Consider the following 19,258-nt stretch of genomic DNA (forward strand, 5'->3'; position numbering starts at 1 on the left):
CGCCGAACCGGCGAAGCCAGCGGCCCCTCGCGAAACATCCGCGAAAGGCCCCTCCTGACAGCGTCTCCCCATGCATCGCCATGAGGGTCCACCCCTGCGGAAGTTCGTCACCGTCGTCGCCGCCGCCGTGCTCCTGGGTACGGCGGCGGCGGCCGTCCTGATCGGCCGGTACGACGAACGTCCACCCTGGGGAACGGACATCGCGTACGAGGGCGGCTACCTCCAGGCCGTACGGATCACCAAGTGGCGCGCCCTGCGCGAGGGGGAGTGCGCCGGCATGGAGCGGCAGGGGATGGGCGGCGAGCGGGCCGCGCACGATCCGGCGGCGTGGGTGGAGGGGTGCCTGGACGGGGCCGCGGGGCGCCCGTCCAGGAACCAGGGGATCGTCCGCTGACTAGCCGTCCATGCCGGCGAGGATCAGCGGGAGACGGGCGACGCCGTCGGCCGTGAGCTTCACCGGGACGCCCCAGTCCTGCTGGTGGACGTGGCAGGCCGGGTACTCGTTGGCCGGGTCGTCGTCGCAGGAGGCGGCCATCGCGGAGACGTGCAGCACGCCCTCGGTGACGTCCGGGTTCAGTTCGAGCTCGCGGAAGAGATCGGTCCCGGTGCCCTCGCCGCCGAGCAGCAGCTCCGGCGGGGTCGAGGAGACCAGGAGACGGGTCGAGGGGCCGTACCGCTCGTCCAGCTTCTGCCCGGTCGGCGCCTGGAAGACGACGTCGAGGCGGAGCCGGCCGGGGGCGACCTCGGTGGCCTCCCGCCGCGTCCGGTAGGCGGCGGACTCGACCTGGACGGCCTCCTCGGGCAGCCGCAGCCGGGTCAGCCGGTGCCGGGCGGACTCGACGACCACGATGTCGCCGCCGACGAGGACCGCGTCGCTGGGCTCGCGCAGATCGGTGGCGAGGGTGGTGACCTCGCCGGTGGCGGGGTCGTAGCGGCGCAGGGCGTGGTTGTACGTGTCGGAGACGGCGACCGAACCGTCGGGCAGCGCGGTCACGCCCAGCGGGTGCTGGAGCAGCGCCTGTCCGGCGGCGCCGTCCCGGTGCCCGAAGTCGAAGAGCCCGGTCCCGACGGCCGTGTGCACGACCCCCTCCGTGTCGATCCACCGCACGGCGCTGGTCTCCGAGTCGGCGATCCACAGCCGCTCCTCGGTGGCGGCGAGTCCCGAGGGCTGCGCGAACCACGCCTCGGCCGCGGGCCCGTCGACGAGTCCCTCGTTCGTCGTCCCGGCCGCGACCTCGACGGTCCCGCTCTCCGGGTCGTACGTCCACAGCTGGTGCACACCCGCCATCGCGATCCACACCTTGCCCTGCCACCACGCGACGTCCCACGGCGAGGACAGGTCGACGTCGAGGGCGGGTCCGGAGGTCGGGGACCCCTGCCACCACTGCTTCCCGGTGCCGGCGACGAGCTCGATCGCACCCGTCTCCGGGTCGTACGTCCGCAGCGCGTGGTTCACGGTGTCGGCGACGACGACCTTGCCACCGGGCAGCAGCGCGAGCCCCTGCGGCTCCCGGAACACCCCTTCACCGATCCGCCGCACCACGGTCTCGCCGTCCTCGGCGAGCTCGACGAGCTGGTGCCGGGTGGTGTCCGAGACGAGGAAGTTCCCGCCGTCCAGCGTGATGACCTTCCCGGGGAACCGCAGATCGGTCGCGACCGGCTCGGGCGCCACATACGGCCCGTCCCCGCGCCGCAGCGTCCCCTTCGCCTCGTGCTCCGCCTCCAGCTCCTCCACGAGCGTCCGGATCGCGTTGGCATGCCCCTCACCGGCGTGCTGCGCGACGACATACCCCTCGGGATCGATCACGACGAGCGTCGGCCACGCCCGCACCGCGTACTGCTTCCAGGTCGCGAGCTCCGGGTCGTCGAGCACCGGGTGATGCACCTCGTACCGCTCGACGGCGTCGACGACCGCCTGATGCTCGGCCTCGTGCACGAACTTCGGCGAATGCACCCCGACGATCACGAGCGTGTCGCGGTGCTTCTCCTCCAGGTCCCGGAGCTCGTCGAGGACGTGCAGGCAGTTCACGCAGCAGAACGTCCAGAAATCGAGCAGAACGATCTTTCCCCGCAGATCGGCGAGGGTCAGTTCTTCTCCGCCGGTGTTCAGCCAGCCGCCCTTGCCGATCAGCTCGGGGGCACGGACACGGGCACGTCGGGGCGCGGGGGTGGGCGCAGAGTCGTTCATGGTTCAAGAGTGCCGTACGGGTGGAAAACCGGGGCCGGGTGGGGGGACGGGGCGTGTCCTGGCCGGGGGGTGGTCGGGGGCGGGCGGTGGCATGGGGCGCATGACGCGTGCGGGCAGATCATCGGACTATTACCGCCGTCGGGTGAGCGGTGGGCTGCTGGTGGCGGTACTTCTCGTGCTGCCCGGCGCCGTCGCCTGGGCCGGTGGCGCCGGGGACGGGGCGCTGCGGATGACCGTCACCGTGGACGGGCGGGCCGACAGCGCGGCGCGGCCACCCTCCGCGCGGGCCGGGGCGCAGATCGTGAAGCGGTACCGGCTGGTGAACCACGGCGAGGCGCATCTGTACGGGGTGCGGGTCGTCGACCCGGGCGTGCCCGGCGGGGTCGTACGGTGCCCCCGGCAGACGCTCGGCGCGCTCCGGGAGTTCGAGTGCGTCGCCCGTTTCCAGGCCCTGCCCGGGGCGCACCTCGCCACCGCGCGGGCCGAGGGCGACATCCCGTCCCTCGGGCGGCGGATCGGCGCCACCGCCCGCTCCGGGTACGACGGCGTCGCCGGGGGCCTCGCGCTCACCGAGCGGGTCGCGGTCGGGGCCGGCGCATCCGGGACCGCGACCGTCACGTACACCGTGACCAACCTCGGCAACCGCCCCGTCCACGCCGTACGCGTCGAGGACGCCGCCCTGGCCCTCGGCCCCGGCACCGTCGACTGCGGCACCGCCGCGTCCCGGCTCCCCCCGGGCGCCTCGGTCCGCTGCGCGGCCATCGTCCGGCGTCCGCCCGGCACCCACCGGAGCACCGGGCTCGCCACCGGCAGCGACCGGGTCCCCACCTATGACGCCGGAGGCTCCCTCGTCCCCGCGCCGACGCTCACGGCTCGGTCCTCCGCCGTCTTCACCCTTGCCTCGCCTGCCGTCGTACGGGGGGGCGGTGGGGGCAGTGGGGCCGGGGGGAGTGGTGGGGTTTCGCCTGGCGCGGGTGGTGCCCCTGGGTCTGCCGGTGCCGCTGGTGCTACCCGGACCGGTGGTGCCACTGGTGCTACCCGGACCGGTGGTGCCACTGGTGCTGCCCGGACCAGTGGTGCTGCTGGCGCTGGCGGGGCCGCTGGGGTTGCCGGAACTGCCGGTGTCCCCGGGGCTCCCCGTGCTCCCCGTGCTCCCGGGACTGCTGGCGCCGGCTCAGGGGCCGGGGCCGGGGCTGGGGTTGGGGCTGGGGCTGGGACCGGCTCAGGGGCCGGGACTGGGACCGGGACCGGGACTGGAACCGGGGCCGGGACTGGGACTGCAACCGGGGCCGGGGCCGGAACCGGAGCCGTACCCCCTGCCACCCCCAGGCCCCCCACCCCCAGGCCCCCCGCCCCCACGACCGCCGACTCCACCACCACCGACTCCACCACCACCGCCGCCACCCGCCCGCCGCGGGCGCTCGCCGTGCGGGATGACGAGGGGTTTTTGGGGCGGTTGAGGCGGCGGGGGAGGGAGGCGAAGGAGTTCGGGGTTGTGATGATGTTGCTGTTGATCTTGATTCCCGCGGCCGTCGCGGCGGCGCTGCTCGGGAATCGGGGGAAGTGACGGTGGCCTTGTTCGAGACGCTTTTCGTCGTTCTGGGGGTCGCGGTCGTCGCCGCGCTCTCCGTGTTCGCCAAGACCAGGCTGTTCCCGGTCGGGGAGGACGAGGAGCCGCGGGAGGACGTCGCGGAGTACATCGCCATGATGGTGTCGGTGCTCTACGCGATCGTGCTCGGGCTCTGTCTGGTCTCGGTCTGGGACACCCGCTCCTCCGCCGACGACCACGTGCAGGCCGAGGCGAGCGCCCTGCACCAGACGTATCTGCTCGCGGACGCCATGCCCGTCGCGCAGCGGCAGCGACTGCGGGACGCGGCGCGGACGTACGCCCGGCACGTCGTCGACGTCGAGTGGCCGGAGATGGTCGCCCGTGAGCCGCTCGGCGAATCCGGCTGGACGCTGCTCGCTCAGCTCCGGAAGGCGAGCGAGGTGGACGACTCGGCCAGGGTGCCGGAGCAGATCGCGGCCCAGGAGGTGCTGGCCCAGCTGGGGTACGTCGACGACGCGCGGCGGGGGCGGGAGGCGGCGGCGCAGGAACGGCTGTCCCCCGTGCTGTGGACGGGGCTGCTGATCGGGGGTGTGCTGACGCTGGCGTTCATGTTCCTCTTCGGGATCAAGAGGAGCACGACGCACGTGGTGATGGTGATGGGGCTCTCCGGGTTCATCGCCTTCACCGTGCTGCTGATCCATCAGCTCGACTCGCCGTTCGGGGAGATGCTCGGCGCCACGCCGGACGCGTTCACCCGGTACTTCGGGTGAGAAGCCCGGCGGGCGGGGCAGACATAGGCGCGTGAAATATCTCGTACGGGACAAGATCTTCGCGATCGGCGACGACTACTGGATCGAGGACGAGCGGGGCCGCCACGCCTTCCTCGTCGACGGCAAGGCCCTGCGGCTGCGCGACACCCTGGAGCTGAAGGACCCCGACGGGCGGGTCCTCGTCACCCTGCGGCAGAAGATGTTCAGCCTCCGGGACGCGATGACGATCGAGCGGGACGGGCAGCCGCTCGCGACCGTCCGCCGCAAGCGCCTCTCCCTGCTCCGCAACCACTACCGGGTGACGCTCGTCGACGGCACCGAACTGGACGTCAGCGGCCGGATCCTGGACCGGGAGTTCACCGTCGAGTACGAGGGCGAGCTCCTCGCGCACATCTCCCGGCAGTGGTTCCACGTCCGCGACACGTACGCGGTGAACGTGGTCCGCGAGGACGCGGACGCGGCGCTGCAGATCGCGGTCGCCGTGTGCGTCATCCGGATGGCCGAGCGGGAGGACTAGACGGCGAACAGGTCGGCGGACGTGCCGTCCGGCCTTGCGCCCCGCACCGTCACCACGGAAACATACGATGCACCTGCAAAGTGATAAGCATTCTTCCATGGGGGCAGTGCGGTATGGGCTTTGACGAGGAATGGGCCGGAATACGATCCGACGCGACGGAACAGGCCCCCGTCGGGATGCGGTTGAACCAGCTCGACGGCGGCGGTGGCGGTGCGGCGGGCGGGGCGCCCGATCTCGCCACCGCACCAGCAAAGAAGAAGGCCGCGGCGAACACGATCGAGACCGAGCTGGAGCCGAACACCAGCAAGGCCGCCACGTGGGCGGACGCCGCCACCACGGAGGCCGCCGGCGGCTTCGCCGGCTGGGCGACCGCGGCCGGTCTGAAGACCGTCGGGACCACCTGGGACAAGCAGGTCAGGACGCTCCTCGCCCGGCTCGCCTCCGAGAAGACCGCCCTGCGCGGCACGGCGGACGCCTTCGGCCGGCAGGAGACCGACACCCGTGCCCGTCTCGCGGGGGTCCAGCCGACCTCCCGCATCGGGCAGTACTGAGGGGGCGGCCCGTGCTGACGTACGCCGAGATCATGACGACCGACCTGGGCAAGCTCGCCACCGCCGCCGACAAGTGGGACGAGATGGCGGGCGAGCTGCACAAGGTGGAGGAGCGCTACCGGGACAGCGTGCAGTCGCTGACCACCGCGCAGACCTGGCTGGGCGAGAGCGCGACCGCCGCCCACACCAACTTCACCGCCACCCGCTACGAGTACCAGGCGGCGCAGACGCAGGCGAAGGCCACCGCGACGCTGCTGCGCAACGCCCACGAGCAGTTCACGGAGCTGAAGAAGCAGCTGGAGAGCGCCCGTGCCGACGCCGTGAAGGCCGGCATGAAGGTCTCCGAGGCGGGGAGGGTCGCGTACGACTACGACCGGCTGACCCCCGAGGAGCGCAGCGCGCTGCACCACGACCCGGACGGCGCGAGGAGCGTCCGGGAGGCCGAGGCGGCCTGGGCCGAGCACCTGGACGGCTGTGTGAAGGCCTTCGACGTCGCCGACCAGGACCTGAAGAAGGACCTGGAGGCCGTGGTCGAGGACGGCTACGGCGACAAGAACGACGAGACCCTCGGCACCGGCTTCAACGGTGACGCGGGCAAGGTCGCCGCGGCCGACGACAAGGCCAAGGACGACCGGATGGACCTGGCCTGGCTGAAGATGAAGGACGACGAGACGCTCGACGACTACGTCCAGCGGCTCCAGCGCGACGGCATCGCCAAGCTCACCGGCAACGAGAAACTCGCCGATCTGGTCGACAAGTTCACCCGGGGCGCCATCACGGCGGGCGCGTTCTCCAGCGCCCTGACGGCCGCCGGCCTCTACTCGTACAAGCTGTCCAAGGCGCTCCGGCCGCCGTTCACGCACCCGACCGCACCCGGCACCTTCCTGTCGAAGCAGTTCAACATGCGGCTGGCGGGGGCCGCTCCGGGCAGTCTGCTCAGCAAGGTGCCGCCGGGTGTCGCGACCGCGATCACCGGCTCCGACGAGGCCGCCATGTACGGCGGGTTCATGCGCAACGGCGCCTTCTTCATGCCGACGGCCGCCGAGGCCAACCTGCTGAAGGTCGCGCAGAACGGCGGCCTGGCCAACGCGGCCAAGGCGGCGGGCTGGCTGCGCGGCGCGGGTGTCGTCGGCGGCGTGGCCGCCACCGCGTACGGCGTGGCCAACCTCGCCACGTACGACACGGACATGATCAAGGCGGACCCGGCGAAGTTCGCCACGGACCTCACCGGGACGGCCTTCAACGCCTCGCTGACCGCGCTGACCGTGGCACCCAACCCGGTCACGCTCGGCCTCGCGGTCGGTACGGGCGTGGCGTACGGCGCGGCGCTGATCTGGGACAACCACGAGGCGATCGGAAAGGGCCTGGAAGCGGCCGGGGACTGGGTCGGCGACACGGCGTCCGACATCGGGAACGGGCTCAAGGACGGGGCGAAGAAGCTCGGCAGCGCGCTGAATCCCTTCGACTGAGCAGGAGTTCGAGACAGATGCACATCCAGGTGACCGCCTTCGACCTCCAGGCGTGGAAGGAGGGGAACCGGCACGACTACCGGGCCGGCTGGAAGGGGGTCTCGCCGGAGTTCGGCGAGATCCTGCTGACCTGCCCCCTCCCCCGCACCTCCCCCGAGTCGCTCGTCTCGGAGGTGCGCGGCGGGCGGCTGCCGACCGCCTCCTTCGAGGCGCGCGGGATGCACGTCGAGGGGATGAGGCTGCCGGGTCTGAACCGGTCGACGCTGCGGGTCGGCGACCGGGTCGTGTACGTGGAGCGGAACCGTTTCGGCGCCACGCTGGAGCAGCGCGCGCTGGCGATGCGGTACGCGGGCGACCACTACCGGCTCGCGGCCCTCGACAAGCACGGCTACGTCCTGACCCGCGCCGCGGACGACGAGGACCCCGGCGTCAGGATCACCGTCCAGGAGACCGGACGCGGGAAGAACCGCAGGCTGTCCGTGCGGGTCGACGGGCGTGCCGAGGGCGGGGACCTGTCGCTCGCCCTGATCTTCGCGGGCGTGGACCGCTCCACGCTGACGCAGCTCGGCGCGGTGAAGGCCGGGCTGTCCCGCGTGACCCACTTCTGGACCGAGTCCCAGTACTGACCCCCTGATGAGTGAGCGTGAGATGCCTTCCTTCGACGTGACCCGATCCCGCTTCCGGCTGAACGACGACGAGGTCTTCGTCCTCGCCCAGCTGGCGACCGGTCAGCCGGTCCCGGACGCCCTGGAGCCGGCGGCGGCGCGGCTGCGGGACGCCGGGCTGGCCAACGGGGCGGGGGAGCTGTCCGCCCTCCTGCTGCCGCTGATGAAGACCCTCGTCCAGCCGTCCGTGATCGTCTCCCTGGAGGCGGGCGGCCGGCAGGGCACCCTCCACCACGGGCTGCTGATCGGCGACGAGCACGTCGTGTGCCACGAGACCTGGCCGGGCGAGGAGGAGGCCGAGTACCGGCTCGTGGAGCCCAGGACCGTGGTGTGGACGCTCGCCGACCTGGTGGCCCTGCGGCAGTCGGGCGGGTTCGAGGGCGAGGAGGTCGTCGAGACGACGATGGGCGTCCTGGAGGCCGGGCTCGCGGCCCTGGAGAAGGCCTCCGCGGAGCCCGGCGCGGACGAGCGGTCCCTCGTCGCGGAGGCGCTGCGCGCGGCGGGAGGCGCCTCCGTGACCGCCCCGACCGCCTCCCGGCTCGCGGACCTGATCGTCGAGCTCCGCTCCCAGTGGCGCATGACCGCCGCCTGGCAGGGCCGGCAGGACGGCGCCCAGGGCGTGGTCGCCCGCGCGGTCGCCGCCTGGGACTGCGGCCCGCTCGGCTACTGGCTGCGCGAACTGCCCGCCGAGCCCCTCGCGGAGGGCGGCGCGCCCGCCGACAGCCCGTTCCGGCTGCGCCGGGTCGCCCCGAAGCGCGTCTGGCAGGAACTGACCGCACTGCTGCCGGACGCGGCGGAGCTGCGCTAGTCCTCGTCCTCCGGGCCGTACGGCTCGAAGCCGATGACGTCGAGCGGGTCCTCGTGGGGGCGTACGAGGCGGGGGAGGCCCTCCGTGCGGAGTTCGCCGCGCAGCCAGGCGAGCAGGATCCCGGTGAGCGTGCCGGTGAGCGGCGGGCCCTGGTCGGCATGGCGCGGGACGACGATCAGCGGCCAGTCGTCGGGGGTGTCGCCCTCGGTGAGCCAGCACAGCTGGTCGCCGTCGATGGAGTCGGCGAAGGGAAGGAAGCCGCCGGGCTCGGGCCAGACGGCCAGCGGGTGGTACTGGGGGTGGCCGGCGCGCAGGCTCCGGTAGGCCTCGCCGTACCACTCCTCCGTGCCCGCCAGGTCGTAGTGCCCGGTGCCCAGCGGGGTGCTGAAGCGCAGCCACTGGCACCACTCGCCGCCGCCGTACGTCTCCATCAGGCGGACGTACTCGGTGGGGAGGCGGGTGCCGAGGCGTTCGTACAGCCACTCCCAGCTCTGCTCGCCGAGGTGCGGAGCGGCGGGCGGCGGGACCAGGGCGGTGAGGGCGTCGAGGCCGGTGCCGCCGCCGGTGAGGGCCGCGCGCTGCTCGGGGGTCGGTTCGGGGCGCCGGGCCGGCGGGGTCCAGGCGGACAGTTCGCCTCCGGCGACGCCGCTGCGGGCGAGGTGCGGGCGCAGGCCGTCGGAGACGAAGCCGGTGAGGGTGGGCAGGAGGGTGGTGCCGGGGCGGAGCCAGGGGTCCTTGCCGGAATGGGCGAGATCCTGCACGTGGACGACGACGGGCCATTCGTCCGGGTCGTCCGAGGCGGTCGTGTCCCAGTAGAGCGTGTCGGACATGCGGGTGGCCCCGAAGGGAAGGACACCGGGGGCGGCCCGCCGGCCGCCCTCGACGAAACTCCCGTAGTCGAAGAGGCGCGCGTCGCTCGCGAACGGGGTGTGCAGCCACAGCCGTTCCCCGATGTCGAGCGGGCCGTACGCGGCGGCTATCGCCTTGTAGTCGGCAGGCAGCCGCAGCCCGAGCCACTCCTCCACCGCCTCCCAGTCGACGGGCGGCGCGGGCTCCTCGGGCGGCGCTCCGAAGAGCGCGGCGAAGGCGGCGAGGGCCGCCGTGTCGGGGTCGGTCACGGGGGTGTGGGCCTCTCGGTGGGGGCTGGGCGGGACGGGGGCGGGCCCGGCCCCGGGGCCGGGCCCGACGGCGCTCAGCCCCGTCGGATGCGGGGTGCCGCGATGCCGAGCACCCGGTCCTTGAGCGCCGGGAACTCCTCCCGGGTCGTGCGGACCTTCGCCGGGTCGAGGACGACCCGCAGGATCTCCTCGTCCGGGCCGGCCTCCGCGAGGGTCTCGCCCCAGGGGTCGACGACGATCGAGTGACCGGCCTGTTCGACGCCCGCGTGGGTGCCGGCGGTGCCGCAGGCGAGGACGTACGCCTGGTTCTCGACGGCCCGGGCGCGGGCGAGGAGGGTCCAGTGGGCGCGGCGGCGGGCGGGCCAGCCGGCGGGGACGACGAAGGCCTGGGCGCCCGCGTCGACGAGGCCGCGGAAGAGCTCGGGGAAGCGCAGGTCGTAGCAGGTGGCGACGCCGACGGTGAGGAGCGGGAGGTCGACGGTGACGAGGTCCTCGCCGGCGGCCATGAGCACGGCCTCGCCCTTGTCGAAGCCGAAGCGGTGGATCTTCCGGTAGGAGGCGGCGAGTTCGCCGTCGGGGGAGAGGAGGAGCGAGGTGTTGTAGAGGGCGCCGCCCTCCGCCTCGACGAAGGAGCCGGCGTGCAGCCAGACCCCGGCGTCGCGGGCGGCCGCCGCCATCGCCCGGTGGGTGGGGCCGTTCAGCGGCTCGGACTCGGCGGCGAAGAGGTCGGCGGCGAAGGCGCCGACGGTCCACAGTTCCGGCAGGACGACGAGGTCCGCGTGGCCGGATTCCTCCCGTACGAGACGTGCCACGCGGGCGCGTCTGGCGTCGACCGGTTCGTCCGGGTCTACCGCGATCTGGATCAGCGAGGCGCGCACACTACCACCGTCCTGGCATTCGAGCCGTCAACACCGGCCTACGATCGTCACACGAAAGCACTGCCGGGGTGCCTTCGGGCAGCGTAACTTAGCGTCCGAGCCTCCCACCCAGTCGTGTTTTCAGCCCGCGCACCGAAGAACCGCCGAGGGGTCCCGTGACCGTCCATCCCAGCCTCCAGAACTACGCAGACGCCTGGACCCATTCCATCGAGGCGATAGCCGAGCTGGTGCAGCCGCTCGTGGAGAGCGAATGGAACCGGCCGACCCCGTGCATCGGCTGGTCGGTGCGGGACATCGTGTCCCATGTGATCGGCATGGAGACGGAGATGCTCGGCGACCCGCGGCCGATCCACTCCCTGCCCCGCGACCTGTACCACGTACGCAGTGACTTCGCCCGCTACATGGAGGTCCAGGTCGATGTGCGGCGGCACCACACCTCCCCGGAGATGACCTCGGAGCTGGAGTACATCCTGATCCGGCGGGCCCGTCAGCTCCGCAACGAGAACCGCTCCCCCGAGCATCTGATCCGCGCTCCCCTCAGCGCCGAGCAGACCCTCGAAACGGGCTACCGGGACCGGGCCTTCGACGTGTGGGTGCACGAGCAGGACCTGCGGGCGGCGCTGGGCGTGCCGGGGAACCTGGACTCGGCGGGTGCGCTCGTGGCCCGGGACGTGCTCCTGGAGGCCCTGCCGGACGTGGTCGCCAAGGACGCCGGGGCGCCCGCGTCCTCGGCGGTGGTGCTCGACGTGACCGGCCCGGTGGAGTTCCTGCGGACGATACGGGTGGACGCGGAGGGCCGCGGCACGATCGACGGCGCGCCGTCGCTGGGCCCGGCGGTGACGCTGGCGATGGACTGGGAGACGTTCGTGCGCCTGGCCTGCGGCCGGGTCCGGCCGGCCGAGGTGGCCGACCGGGTCAAGACGGAGGGCGACGCCGATCTCGCGGCGGCGATCCTGGACAACTTCGCGGTGACGCCCCGATAGGTCGCGCCACGTTCTATACGGGTACGTGCACGGCCTCGACGCGGCTGGCGACGAGCCGTTCCCGTTCCCTGCGGTGGGTGCGGGCCTTGAGGCGCAGGATCTGCACGAGTCCGAGGGCCTCCAGGACGAAGACCGAGGAGAACGCGATCCGGTAGTTGCCGCCGGTCGCGTCGAGCAGCACGCCCACGGCGAGCAGCGTCGTCATCGAGGCGATGAAACCGCCCATGTTGACGATGCCCGAGGCGGTGCCCTGGCGCTCCGGCGGGTTGGCCGGGCGGGCGAAGTCGAAGCCGATCATCGAGGCCGGTCCGCAGGCGCCGAGGACCAGGCAGAGGGTGACGAGCAGCCACATCGGCGCGTGGCCGGGGTACGCGAGGGTGGTCCCCCACAGCAGGGCGGTGGCCGCGACCGTGCCGAGGGCGAGGGGGGCGCGGGCCGCGTGGTGGCGGGCGATGATCTGCCCGTACGCGAGGCCGACGACCATGTTCGAGAGGACGACCAGGGTGAGCAGGGTTCCGGCGGTGGACCGGGACAGGCCCTGGGCCTCGACGAGGTAGGGCAGGCCCCAGAGCAGCAGGAACACCATGGCCGGGAACTGGGTGGTGAAGTGCACCCACATGCCGAGCCGGGTGCCGGGCTCGCGCCAGGACTCGGCGATCTGGCGGCGGACGAAGGCGGCACCCGCGTGCGTGGCGGGCGCCGGCTCGTACCCCTCGGGGTGGTCCTTGAGGAGGAGCAGCAGCAGGACGAGGACGAGGACGCCCGCGAGGGAGCTGCCGACGAAGGTGGTCGTCCAGCCGAGGCCGTGCAGGGCGCGGGCGATGAAGACGGTCGAGACGAGGTTGCCGGCCATGCCGAAGAGGGCGGCGACCTGGCCGATGAGCGGGCCGCGGCGGGCGGGGAACCAGCGGCTGCCGAGCCGCAGGACGCTGATGAAGGTCATGGCGTCGCCGCAGCCGAGGAGGGCGCGGGAGGCGAGCGCCGTGCCGTACGAGGGGGAGAGCGCGAAGCCCAGCTGGCCGACGGTGAAGAGGACGACGCCGAGGGCCAGGACCTTCTTGGTGCCGAGGCGGTCGACCATGAGGCCGACGGGTATCTGCATGCCCGCGTAGACGAGCAGCTGCAGTATGGAGAAGGTGGAGAGCGCGGAGGCGTTGACGTCGAAGCGGTCGGCGGCGTCGAGTCCGGCGACGCCCAGGGACGTGCGGAAGATGACGGCGACGAAGTAGACGGCGACGCCGACGCCCCAGACGAGGGCGGCCCGCTTTCCGCCGGGCGGGTCTCCGGGGAGGGAGGTCCTCATCGGGCGTCCCCCCGGACCAGGACCTTGACCCAGCTGAGGTGCTGGCGGACGCAGTGCGCGGCGCCCTCGACGTCGCCGGCCTTGATGCGGTCGAGGATCTCGGCGTGCTCGGTGATGTTCTTGGCGACGCGGTCGGGCTGGGACTGCATCACGGCGACGCCCATGCGCAGCTGCCGGTCGCGGAGCTGGTCGTAGAGGCGGGCGAGGATCTGGTTGCCGGCGTGCCGGACGATCTCGGCGTGGAAGCAGCGGTCGGTGACGGCGACCTCGGCGAGGTCCCCGGCCTCGGCGCGCCGCTTCTGCTCCTCCAGGAGCTCTTCGAGGCGGGCGACGAGCGTGGCGGGCGCGGGGACGGCCCGGCGGACGGCGAACTCCTCGACGAGCAGCCGGGTCTCGACGACGTCGGCGATCTCCTGCGCGGAGACGGCGAGGACGAGGGCGCCCTTCTTCGGGTAGAGCTTCAGCAGCCCTTCCATCTCCAGCTTGAGCAGCGCCTCGCGGACGGGGGTCCTGGACACCCCGACGGCCTGGGCGAGTTCCCCCTCGGTGAGGAGGGTGCCCCCCTCGTAGCGCCGGTCGAGTACGGCCTGCTTGACGTGCATGTAGACGCGGTCGGCGGCGGGTGGCTGCTTGGCGGGCGGGGCGAGGGGACCGGCTGGGGCGGATGACATGCGCACAGAATAGATACAACAGAGGTGCATCAGACAGCCACGTCCGCATCCTGGACCGCTTACGGGAGGCGGTGGTCGTAGTAGTCCTCGCCGCCGACGAGGACGGAGGTGAAGTGCACGGGGAGGCCGTCGCGCCGACGCGGGACCTCCTGGGAGGTGCGGCGGGTGAAGCCGAGCGAGAGGCCGGCCACGAAGGGGGCTTCGCCGTCCGCGTCGTGCACCCGCCACCCCTGGGCGGCGAGGTGCCCGAGGACGTCGTCGGCGGGGGTCCGGAAGAGGTCGGGAGCGGGGACGCCCAGCACGCCGACGCCCTCCAGGAGCACCCGCGTCGAGCTCTCCCGCCCCTCCCCCGGCCACCACAGCTCGACGGCCGTGACCGTGTCCTCCTCCTCCAGGAGCACCTCGACGCCCATGTGGTCGCAGATGACCGAGACCGTCGCCAGGACGCGGTTCGGCCGGGTGCGCACACGGGGCTCGCCCCAGGGGGAGACGGCGGCGACCGCCTCGTCGAGCGTCATGCCGAGGTGTACGGGCCCGGCGCCGTGCGGGGGTGCGAGGTGGAGGTCCATGCCCTCAACCCAAACATCCGGTGGCGGCCGAAGCCACCACCGGATGTTTCACGTGAAACGCGACAACCGAGCCACTACGCCCAGGTGATGAGCCTCTTCGGGTTCTCCAGGATCGCGGCGACGTCCGCCAGGAACTTGGAGCCGAGCTCGCCGTCGACCAGGCGGTGGTCGAAGGAGAGGGCGAGGGTGGTGACCTGACGCGGCTTCACCTTGCCCTTGTGGACCCACGGCTGGAGCTTGATCGCGCCGACCGCGAGGATCGCGGACTCGCCGGGGTTCAGGATGGGCGTGCCGGTGTCGACGCCGAAGACGCCGACGTTGGTGATGGTGAAGGTGCCGCCCTGCATGGCCGCCGGGGTGGTCTTGCCCTCGCGGGCGGTGGCGACGAGCTCGCTCAGGGACTTCGAGAGCTCGGGCAGGGTCTGGGCGTGCGCGTCCTTGATGTTCGGCACGATCAGACCGCGCGGGGTGGCCGCGGCGATGCCCAGGTTCACGTAGTGCTTGAGGACGATCTCCTGGTTCGCCTCGTCCCAGGCCGCGTTGATGTCCGGGTTGCGCTTGGCGGCGACCAGGACGGCCTTGGCGATGAGGAGGAGCGGGTTGACCCGCAGGCCCGCCATGTCCTTGTCGGCCTTGAGCTCCTCGACCAGCTTCATCGTGCGCGTGATGTCGAAGGTCACGAACTCGGTGACGTGCGGCGCGGTGAAGGCCGAGCCGACCATCGCCGCCGCCGTGGCCTTCCGTACGCCCTTGATGGGGATACGGGTCTCCCGGGCGTCCGTCGAGACGACGGGCGTGGCAGCCGGGGCCGCCGCCACCGGAGCGGGGGCCGCGGCGACGGGCGCGGGAGCGGCCACGGGCGCCGGGGCCGGAGCCGCCGCGCGGTGGACGTCCTCGCGGGTGATGATCCCGTCCGGGCCGGTCGGGGTGACCGAGGCCAGGTCGACGCCGAGGTCCTTGGCGAGCTTGCGCACCGGCGGCTTGGCCAGCGGGCGCTCGGCGACCGGGGCGTGGCCGTTCAGCTGCTCGGGCACGACCACCGCGGCGGGCTCGGCGGCCGTCGTCTTGCGGGCCCGGCGCTTGGTGGAGCTCGCGGCCACGCCGTAGCCGACGAGGACCGGCTGACGGCCCTCCGGCTGCGGCTCGGCCACCGGCTCCTGCGCGGGGGCGGCGGCCGCGGCGGGCGCCGCCGGCTCCTCGGGAGCGGCGCCGCCGCCCACGTTCACCGAGATGATGACCTGGCCGACGTCGACCGTGGTGCCCTCGGGGAAGAGCAGTTCGTGGACCGTGCCGTCGAAGGGGATCGGCAGCTCGACGGCGGCCTTGGCCGTCTCGACCTCGCAGACGACCTGCCCGTCGGTGACGGTGTCACCGGGCTGGACGTACCACTTGAGGATCTCGGCCTCGGTCAGGCCCTCGCCCACGTCGGGCATCTTGAATTCGCGGATCGTCATCGTGCGGCTCTCCTCAGTACGCCAGCGAGCGGTCGACGGCGTCGAGCACGCGGTCCAGGCCCGGCAGGTACTCCTCCTCCAGGCGCGCCGGCGGGTACGGCGCGTGGTAGCCGCCGACCCGCAGGACGGGGGCCTCCAGGTGGTAGAAGCAGCGCTCGGTGATGCGGGCGGCGATCTCCGCGCCGGAGCCGAAGAACACCGGGGCCTCGTGGACGACCACCAGGCGGCGGGTCTTCTCGACCGAGGCCTGGATGGTGTCGAAGTCGAGCGGGGAGATCGAGCGCAGGTCCACGACCTCGATCGACTTGCCCTCCTCGGCCGCGGCGGCGGCCGCCTCCAGACAGGTCTTCACCATCGGGCCGTAGGCGACGAGGGTGAGGTCCGTGCCCTCGCGGGCGACGCGGGCCTTGTGCAGCTCGCCGGGGATGGCCTCGGTGTCGACCTCGCCCTTGTCCCAGTAGCGGCGCTTGGGCTCGAAGAAGATGACCGGGTCGTCGCTCTGGATCGCCTGCTGGAGCATCCAGTAGGCGTCGGAGGAGTTCGCCGGGGTGACGACCTTGAGGCCCGCGACGTGCGCGAAGAGCGACTCGGGGGACTCGGAGTGGTGCTCGACCGCGCCGATGCCGCCGCCGTACGGGATGCGGATGACGACCGGCATCTTCACGGTGCCGAGCGAGCGGGCCCGCATCTTCGCCAGCTGCGTGACGATCTGGTCGTACGCGGGGAAGACGAAGCCGTCGAACTGGATCTCCACGACCGGCCGGTAGCCGCGCAGGGCGAGGCCGATCGCGGTGCCGACGATGCCGGACTCGGCGAGCGGGGTGTCGACGACGCGGTCCTCGCCGAAGTCCTTCTGCAGGCCGTCGGTGATCCGGAAGACACCGCCGAGCTTGCCGACGTCCAGACCCATGATGACGACCTTGGGGTCGGTCTCCAGGGCCTTGCGCAGCGACTCGTTGAGCGCCTTGGCCAGGGGAAGCTTCTGAACAGCCATGATTACTCGGCCTCTCCGCCCTCGAAGGACGCCTGGTAGGCGGCGTACTGCGCGCGCTCCTCGTCGACGAGCGCGTGCCCGTCCGCGTACACGTTGTCGAACATCGCCATGTGGTCCGGGACGGGCATGGCGCGTACGACCTCGCGGACGCTCTTGCCGAGGGCCTCGCTCTCGGCCTCCAGCTCCTCGAAGAAGGCCGCGTCGGCGTGGCCCTCGTTCTCCAGGTACGCCTTGAGGCGCAGGATCGGGTCCTTGGCCTCCCACTCCTCGCGCTCCGCGTCGCGGCGGTAGCGGGTCGGGTCGTCCGAGGTGGTGTGGGCCGCCATGCGGTAGGTGAAGGCCTCGATGAGCGTCGGGCCCTCGCCGCGGCGGGCGCGCTCCAGGGCGGAGCGGGTCACGGCCAGGCAGGCGAGGACGTCGTTGCCGTCGACGCGGATGCCGGGGAAGCCGAAGCCGCGGGCGCGCTGGTAGAGCGGGACGCGGGTCTGCTTCTCGGTGGGCTCGGAAATGGCCCACTGGTTGTTCTGGCAGAAGAACACGACCGGGGCGTTGTAGACCGAGGAGAACACGAACGACTCGTTGACGTCGCCCTGGCTGGAGGCGCCGTCGCCGAAGTAGGCGAGTACGGCGGAGTCCGCGCCGTCCTTGGCGATGCCCATGGCATAGCCGGTGGCGTGCAGGGTCTGCGAGCCGAGGACGATCGTGTACAGGTGGAAATTGTTGCTGTTGGGGTCCCAGCCGCCGTTGTTCACGCCGCGGAACATTCCCAGCAGATTCGTCGGGTCGACCCCGCGGCACCAGGCGACGCCGTGCTCGCGATAGGTCGGGAAGACGTAGTCGTCATCGCGCAGGGCCCGGCCGGAACCGATCTGCGCGGCCTCCTGGCCGAGCAGCGAGGCCCACAGGCCCAGCTCGCCCTGCCGCTGCAGAGCGGTGGCCTCGGCGTCGAAGCGACGGGTGAGGACCATGTCGCGGTAGAGGCCGCGCAGCTCCTCGGCGCTCAGATCGATGTCGTACTCGGGGTGCTGAACGCGCTCCCCTTCGGGCGTCAGCAGCTGAACGAGCTCGGGCTCCGTGGCCGTGGTGGCCGTCGCCTTCTTGGTGGTGCTCGTGCTCGCGCTTGCGGTGCGCTTGGTGCCGCTGCTGCGTCGCGTCGTCTTGCGCGCGGCAGTGCTCTCCACGGTCACGTGCGTGCTCCTCCGTCGGTCCGGCCCCCGGGTTCGCCGGTGAGGCCAGTGCGGCTCCGCCTTGTCCGTACCTTCGCACGGGGTGGGTGCGACGCGGCCGGAGTGGGGCGTGACAGGTGCTCCGGCGAACGCCGTCATAGGCACGTTACCCATGACGCGGCATTCCCGCGAAACCCCACTTGACCTGCGATTTTGCTTGGATTTCCAAGTAAATCGAGGAATAGGGGAAACACCGCTGGTCAGCGCATGGACAACGGCCCGACGCCGTCGTCGGAACACCCGGCACGTTATCCCGCGCACCCCGGGCGCCGGAAGACCCAATATGTGAGACTGACTGCGTGCGCGAAGAAGGAAAAATCCGGGTATTTCTGCTGGACGACCATGAAGTCGTGCGGCGCGGCGTCCACGAGCTGCTCTCCGTGGAGGACGACATCGAGGTGGTCGGCGAGGCCGGGACGGCGGCGGACGCGCTGGTCAGGATCCCCGCGACCCGCCCCGACGTCGCGGTGCTCGACGTCCGGCTGCCGGACGGCAGCGGGGTGGAGGTGTGCCGGGAGATCCGCTCGCAGGACGAGTCGATCAAGTGCCTGATGCTGACCTCGTACGCGGACGACGAGGCCCTCTTCGACGCGATCATGGCCGGGGCCTCGGGCTATGTCCTCAAGGCCATCCGGGGCAACGAACTCCTCAACGCCGTGCGGGACGTCGCCGCCGGAAAGTCGCTCCTCGACCCGGTGGCCACCGCCCGGGTCCTGGAGCGGCTGCGCGACGGCAACAACCCCAAGCGCGACGACAAGCTGGCCAGCCTGACGGAACAGGAGCGCAGGATCCTGGACCTGATCGGCGAGGGCCTGACCAACCGGGTCATCGGCGAGCGGCTCCACCTCGCGGAGAAGACCATCAAGAACTACGTCTCCAGCCTGCTGTCGAAGCTGGGCATGGAGCGGCGCTCGCAGGCCGCGGCGTACGTGGCGCGGCTCCAGGTCGAGCGCCACTAGGAGCACGGGCGGGTCCCGGTCCCACCCGTACGGACCAGGCCGGGGCCGACGGACCGTTTTCGGGACCTACGTCCCCGTCGAACCGGGGCAGGGGCCCCTTTTCCGACACGGTGCCGGTGGCGGAGAGTGGAAGCCATGTCCACCGACGAGGCCATGCCCACCGAGGAGATCCGCGCCATCGAGCTGCTCGGCCGCGTGTCGTACGGCCGGGTGGCGACGAGCATGCGGGCGATGCCGTTCGTCGCCCCCGCCCGCCACATCGTGTCCGACGGCCGCGTCCTGCTCCGGATGCACCGCGGCCTCGGCTACCACCGCGCGTGCAACGGCAGCGTCGTCGCGTACGGCGCGGACAACTTCGGCTCCGGCGCCGAGCGGATCTGGTCCGTGCAGTTCACCGGCACCGCCGAGATCGTCGAGGCGACGGCGGAGGAGCTGGCGGCCTTCGGCCCCGAGCCCGTCCAGGTGGACGGCGAGCCCTTCACCCCGGTGTTCATGCGGATCGATCCGCAGTTCGTGACGGTCCACGAACTCGACTACAGCGGCCGGCCCGAAGCGGGTCCCGAAGCCGGTCCTGGAGCCGGCCTCG

General features: G+C 72.2%; 18 protein-coding genes and 1 pseudogene. 10 read left to right on the top strand and 9 right to left on the bottom strand.

Features of this window, described 5'->3' with window-relative positions; genetic code table 11:
- Nucleotides 1-70: 70 nt before the first annotated feature.
- The gene (locus tag ACFYUS_RS15390) at nucleotides 71-394 is read left to right on the top strand and encodes a hypothetical protein (RefSeq protein ID WP_388850978.1); all 324 of its coding nucleotides are present in this window, start codon (nucleotides 71-73) and stop codon (nucleotides 392-394) included.
- Here the strand turns inward: ACFYUS_RS15390 and ACFYUS_RS15395 are convergent, their stop codons facing one another.
- The gene (locus ACFYUS_RS15395; protein ID WP_388850981.1) at nucleotides 395-2,188 is read right to left on the bottom strand and encodes an NHL domain-containing thioredoxin family protein; all 1,794 of its coding nucleotides are present in this window, start codon (nucleotides 2,186-2,188) and stop codon (nucleotides 395-397) included.
- Nucleotides 2,189-3,757: 1,569 nt separating this feature from the next.
- On the opposite strand from ACFYUS_RS15395, the gene ACFYUS_RS15400 reads away from it, so the two are divergent.
- The 6 genes from ACFYUS_RS15400 (at nucleotide 3,758) to ACFYUS_RS15425 (ending at nucleotide 8,517) form a co-directional block, all read left to right on the top strand.
- Complete coding sequence (locus ACFYUS_RS15400; RefSeq protein WP_388850984.1) at nucleotides 3,758-4,507, top strand: hypothetical protein; 750 nt, start codon at nucleotides 3,758-3,760, stop codon at nucleotides 4,505-4,507.
- A 31-nt stretch (nucleotides 4,508-4,538) separates the two neighbouring features.
- The gene (locus tag ACFYUS_RS15405; protein ID WP_388850987.1) at nucleotides 4,539-5,024 is read left to right on the top strand and encodes an LURP-one-related/scramblase family protein; all 486 of its coding nucleotides are present in this window, start codon (nucleotides 4,539-4,541) and stop codon (nucleotides 5,022-5,024) included.
- Between the two features lie 176 nt (nucleotides 5,025-5,200).
- On the top strand, nucleotides 5,201-5,575 hold the full coding sequence (locus ACFYUS_RS15410) for a hypothetical protein (RefSeq protein WP_388850990.1): 375 nt from the start codon (nucleotides 5,201-5,203) through the stop codon (nucleotides 5,573-5,575).
- An 11-nt stretch (nucleotides 5,576-5,586) separates the two neighbouring features.
- A complete protein-coding gene (locus tag ACFYUS_RS15415; RefSeq protein WP_388850993.1) occupies nucleotides 5,587-7,044 on the top strand; it encodes a hypothetical protein in 1,458 nt (485 codons plus the stop codon).
- Between the two features lie 17 nt (nucleotides 7,045-7,061).
- Nucleotides 7,062-7,670 (top strand): hypothetical protein, encoded by a 609-nt coding sequence (locus ACFYUS_RS15420; protein ID WP_388850996.1) that lies wholly within the window; start codon nucleotides 7,062-7,064, stop codon nucleotides 7,668-7,670.
- 7 nt (nucleotides 7,671-7,677) lie between these two features.
- Nucleotides 7,678-8,517, top strand: a complete 840-nt coding sequence (locus ACFYUS_RS15425; RefSeq protein WP_388850999.1) for a histidine kinase — start codon at nucleotides 7,678-7,680, stop codon at nucleotides 8,515-8,517.
- Here the strand turns inward: ACFYUS_RS15425 and ACFYUS_RS15430 are convergent.
- On the bottom strand, nucleotides 8,514-9,635 hold the full coding sequence (locus ACFYUS_RS15430; protein ID WP_388851002.1) for an SMI1/KNR4 family protein: 1,122 nt from the start codon (nucleotides 9,633-9,635) through the stop codon (nucleotides 8,514-8,516). The genes ACFYUS_RS15425 and ACFYUS_RS15430 overlap by 4 nt on opposite strands.
- A gap of 74 nt (nucleotides 9,636-9,709) precedes the next feature.
- Nucleotides 9,710-10,513, bottom strand: coding sequence for a carbon-nitrogen family hydrolase (locus ACFYUS_RS15435; RefSeq protein WP_388851005.1), 804 nt, complete (start codon nucleotides 10,511-10,513; stop codon nucleotides 9,710-9,712).
- 155 nt (nucleotides 10,514-10,668) lie between these two features.
- On the opposite strand from ACFYUS_RS15435, the gene ACFYUS_RS15440 reads away from it, so the two are divergent.
- The gene (locus ACFYUS_RS15440) at nucleotides 10,669-11,496 is read left to right on the top strand and encodes a maleylpyruvate isomerase family mycothiol-dependent enzyme (RefSeq protein ID WP_388851008.1); all 828 of its coding nucleotides are present in this window, start codon (nucleotides 10,669-10,671) and stop codon (nucleotides 11,494-11,496) included.
- Nucleotides 11,497-11,509: 13 nt separating this feature from the next.
- Here ACFYUS_RS15440 and ACFYUS_RS15445 read toward each other — a convergent pair whose 3' ends face one another.
- The 6 genes from ACFYUS_RS15445 to pdhA all read right to left on the bottom strand — a co-directional run bounded on the left by ACFYUS_RS15445 (nucleotide 11,510) and on the right by pdhA (nucleotide 17,674).
- A complete protein-coding gene (locus tag ACFYUS_RS15445; protein WP_388851011.1) occupies nucleotides 11,510-12,799 on the bottom strand; it encodes a nitrate/nitrite transporter in 1,290 nt (429 codons plus the stop codon).
- Nucleotides 12,796-13,470: a GntR family transcriptional regulator gene (locus tag ACFYUS_RS15450; RefSeq protein WP_388851014.1), complete on the bottom strand. Its 675-nt coding sequence runs from the start codon at nucleotides 13,468-13,470 to the stop codon at nucleotides 12,796-12,798. Before ACFYUS_RS15450 ends, ACFYUS_RS15445 begins: the two co-directional genes overlap by 4 nt.
- Nucleotides 13,471-13,529: 59 nt before the next feature.
- Entirely contained in the window at nucleotides 13,530-14,039 is a 510-nt protein-coding gene (locus ACFYUS_RS15455; protein ID WP_388851016.1) for a hypothetical protein, read from the bottom strand.
- 74 nt (nucleotides 14,040-14,113) lie between these two features.
- Nucleotides 14,114-15,493 carry a dihydrolipoamide acetyltransferase family protein gene (locus ACFYUS_RS15460; protein WP_388851019.1) on the bottom strand — a complete coding sequence of 460 codons (1,380 nt, stop codon included), beginning with the start codon at nucleotides 15,491-15,493 and terminating at the stop codon, nucleotides 14,114-14,116.
- Between the two features lie 13 nt (nucleotides 15,494-15,506).
- Nucleotides 15,507-16,487: an alpha-ketoacid dehydrogenase subunit beta gene (locus tag ACFYUS_RS15465; RefSeq protein ID WP_093875189.1), complete on the bottom strand. Its 981-nt coding sequence runs from the start codon at nucleotides 16,485-16,487 to the stop codon at nucleotides 15,507-15,509.
- A gap of 2 nt (nucleotides 16,488-16,489) precedes the next feature.
- A complete protein-coding gene (gene pdhA / locus ACFYUS_RS15470) occupies nucleotides 16,490-17,674 on the bottom strand; it encodes a pyruvate dehydrogenase (acetyl-transferring) E1 component subunit alpha (RefSeq protein WP_388851023.1) in 1,185 nt (394 codons plus the stop codon).
- Between the two features lie 338 nt (nucleotides 17,675-18,012).
- On the opposite strand from pdhA, the gene ACFYUS_RS15475 reads away from it, so the two are divergent.
- On the top strand, nucleotides 18,013-18,672 hold the full coding sequence (locus tag ACFYUS_RS15475; protein ID WP_388851026.1) for a response regulator: 660 nt from the start codon (nucleotides 18,013-18,015) through the stop codon (nucleotides 18,670-18,672).
- A 153-nt stretch (nucleotides 18,673-18,825) separates the two neighbouring features.
- Nucleotides 18,826-19,209: pseudogene (locus tag ACFYUS_RS15480) on the top strand (pyridoxamine 5'-phosphate oxidase family protein); the annotation flags it as partial.
- Between the last annotated feature and the right edge of the window lie 49 nt (nucleotides 19,210-19,258).

The organism is Streptomyces sp. NPDC004284 (assembly GCF_042874035.1).
Lineage (GTDB): Bacteria > Actinomycetota > Actinomycetes > Streptomycetales > Streptomycetaceae > Streptomyces.

What these genes read in the sequence shown, in the direction of transcription:
- ACFYUS_RS15390 (WP_388850978.1), top strand. Translation starts at nt 71, where the DNA reads ATGCATCGCCATGAGGGTCCACCCCTGCGGAAGTTCGTCACCGTCGTC.
- ACFYUS_RS15395 (WP_388850981.1), bottom strand. Translation starts at nt 2,188, where the DNA reads ATGAACGACTCTGCGCCCACCCCCGCGCCCCGACGTGCCCGTGTCCGT.
- ACFYUS_RS15410 (WP_388850990.1), top strand. Translation starts at nt 5,201, where the DNA reads ATGCGGTTGAACCAGCTCGACGGCGGCGGTGGCGGTGCGGCGGGCGGG.
- ACFYUS_RS15420 (WP_388850996.1), top strand. Translation starts at nt 7,062, where the DNA reads ATGCACATCCAGGTGACCGCCTTCGACCTCCAGGCGTGGAAGGAGGGG.
- ACFYUS_RS15425 (WP_388850999.1), top strand. Translation starts at nt 7,678, where the DNA reads ATGAGTGAGCGTGAGATGCCTTCCTTCGACGTGACCCGATCCCGCTTC.
- ACFYUS_RS15445 (WP_388851011.1), bottom strand. Translation starts at nt 12,799, where the DNA reads ATGAGGACCTCCCTCCCCGGAGACCCGCCCGGCGGAAAGCGGGCCGCC.
- ACFYUS_RS15450 (WP_388851014.1), bottom strand. Translation starts at nt 13,470, where the DNA reads ATGTCATCCGCCCCAGCCGGTCCCCTCGCCCCGCCCGCCAAGCAGCCA.
- ACFYUS_RS15455 (WP_388851016.1), bottom strand. Translation starts at nt 14,039, where the DNA reads ATGGACCTCCACCTCGCACCCCCGCACGGCGCCGGGCCCGTACACCTC.
- ACFYUS_RS15460 (WP_388851019.1), bottom strand. Translation starts at nt 15,493, where the DNA reads ATGACGATCCGCGAATTCAAGATGCCCGACGTGGGCGAGGGCCTGACC.
- ACFYUS_RS15465 (WP_093875189.1), bottom strand. Translation starts at nt 16,487, where the DNA reads ATGGCTGTTCAGAAGCTTCCCCTGGCCAAGGCGCTCAACGAGTCGCTG.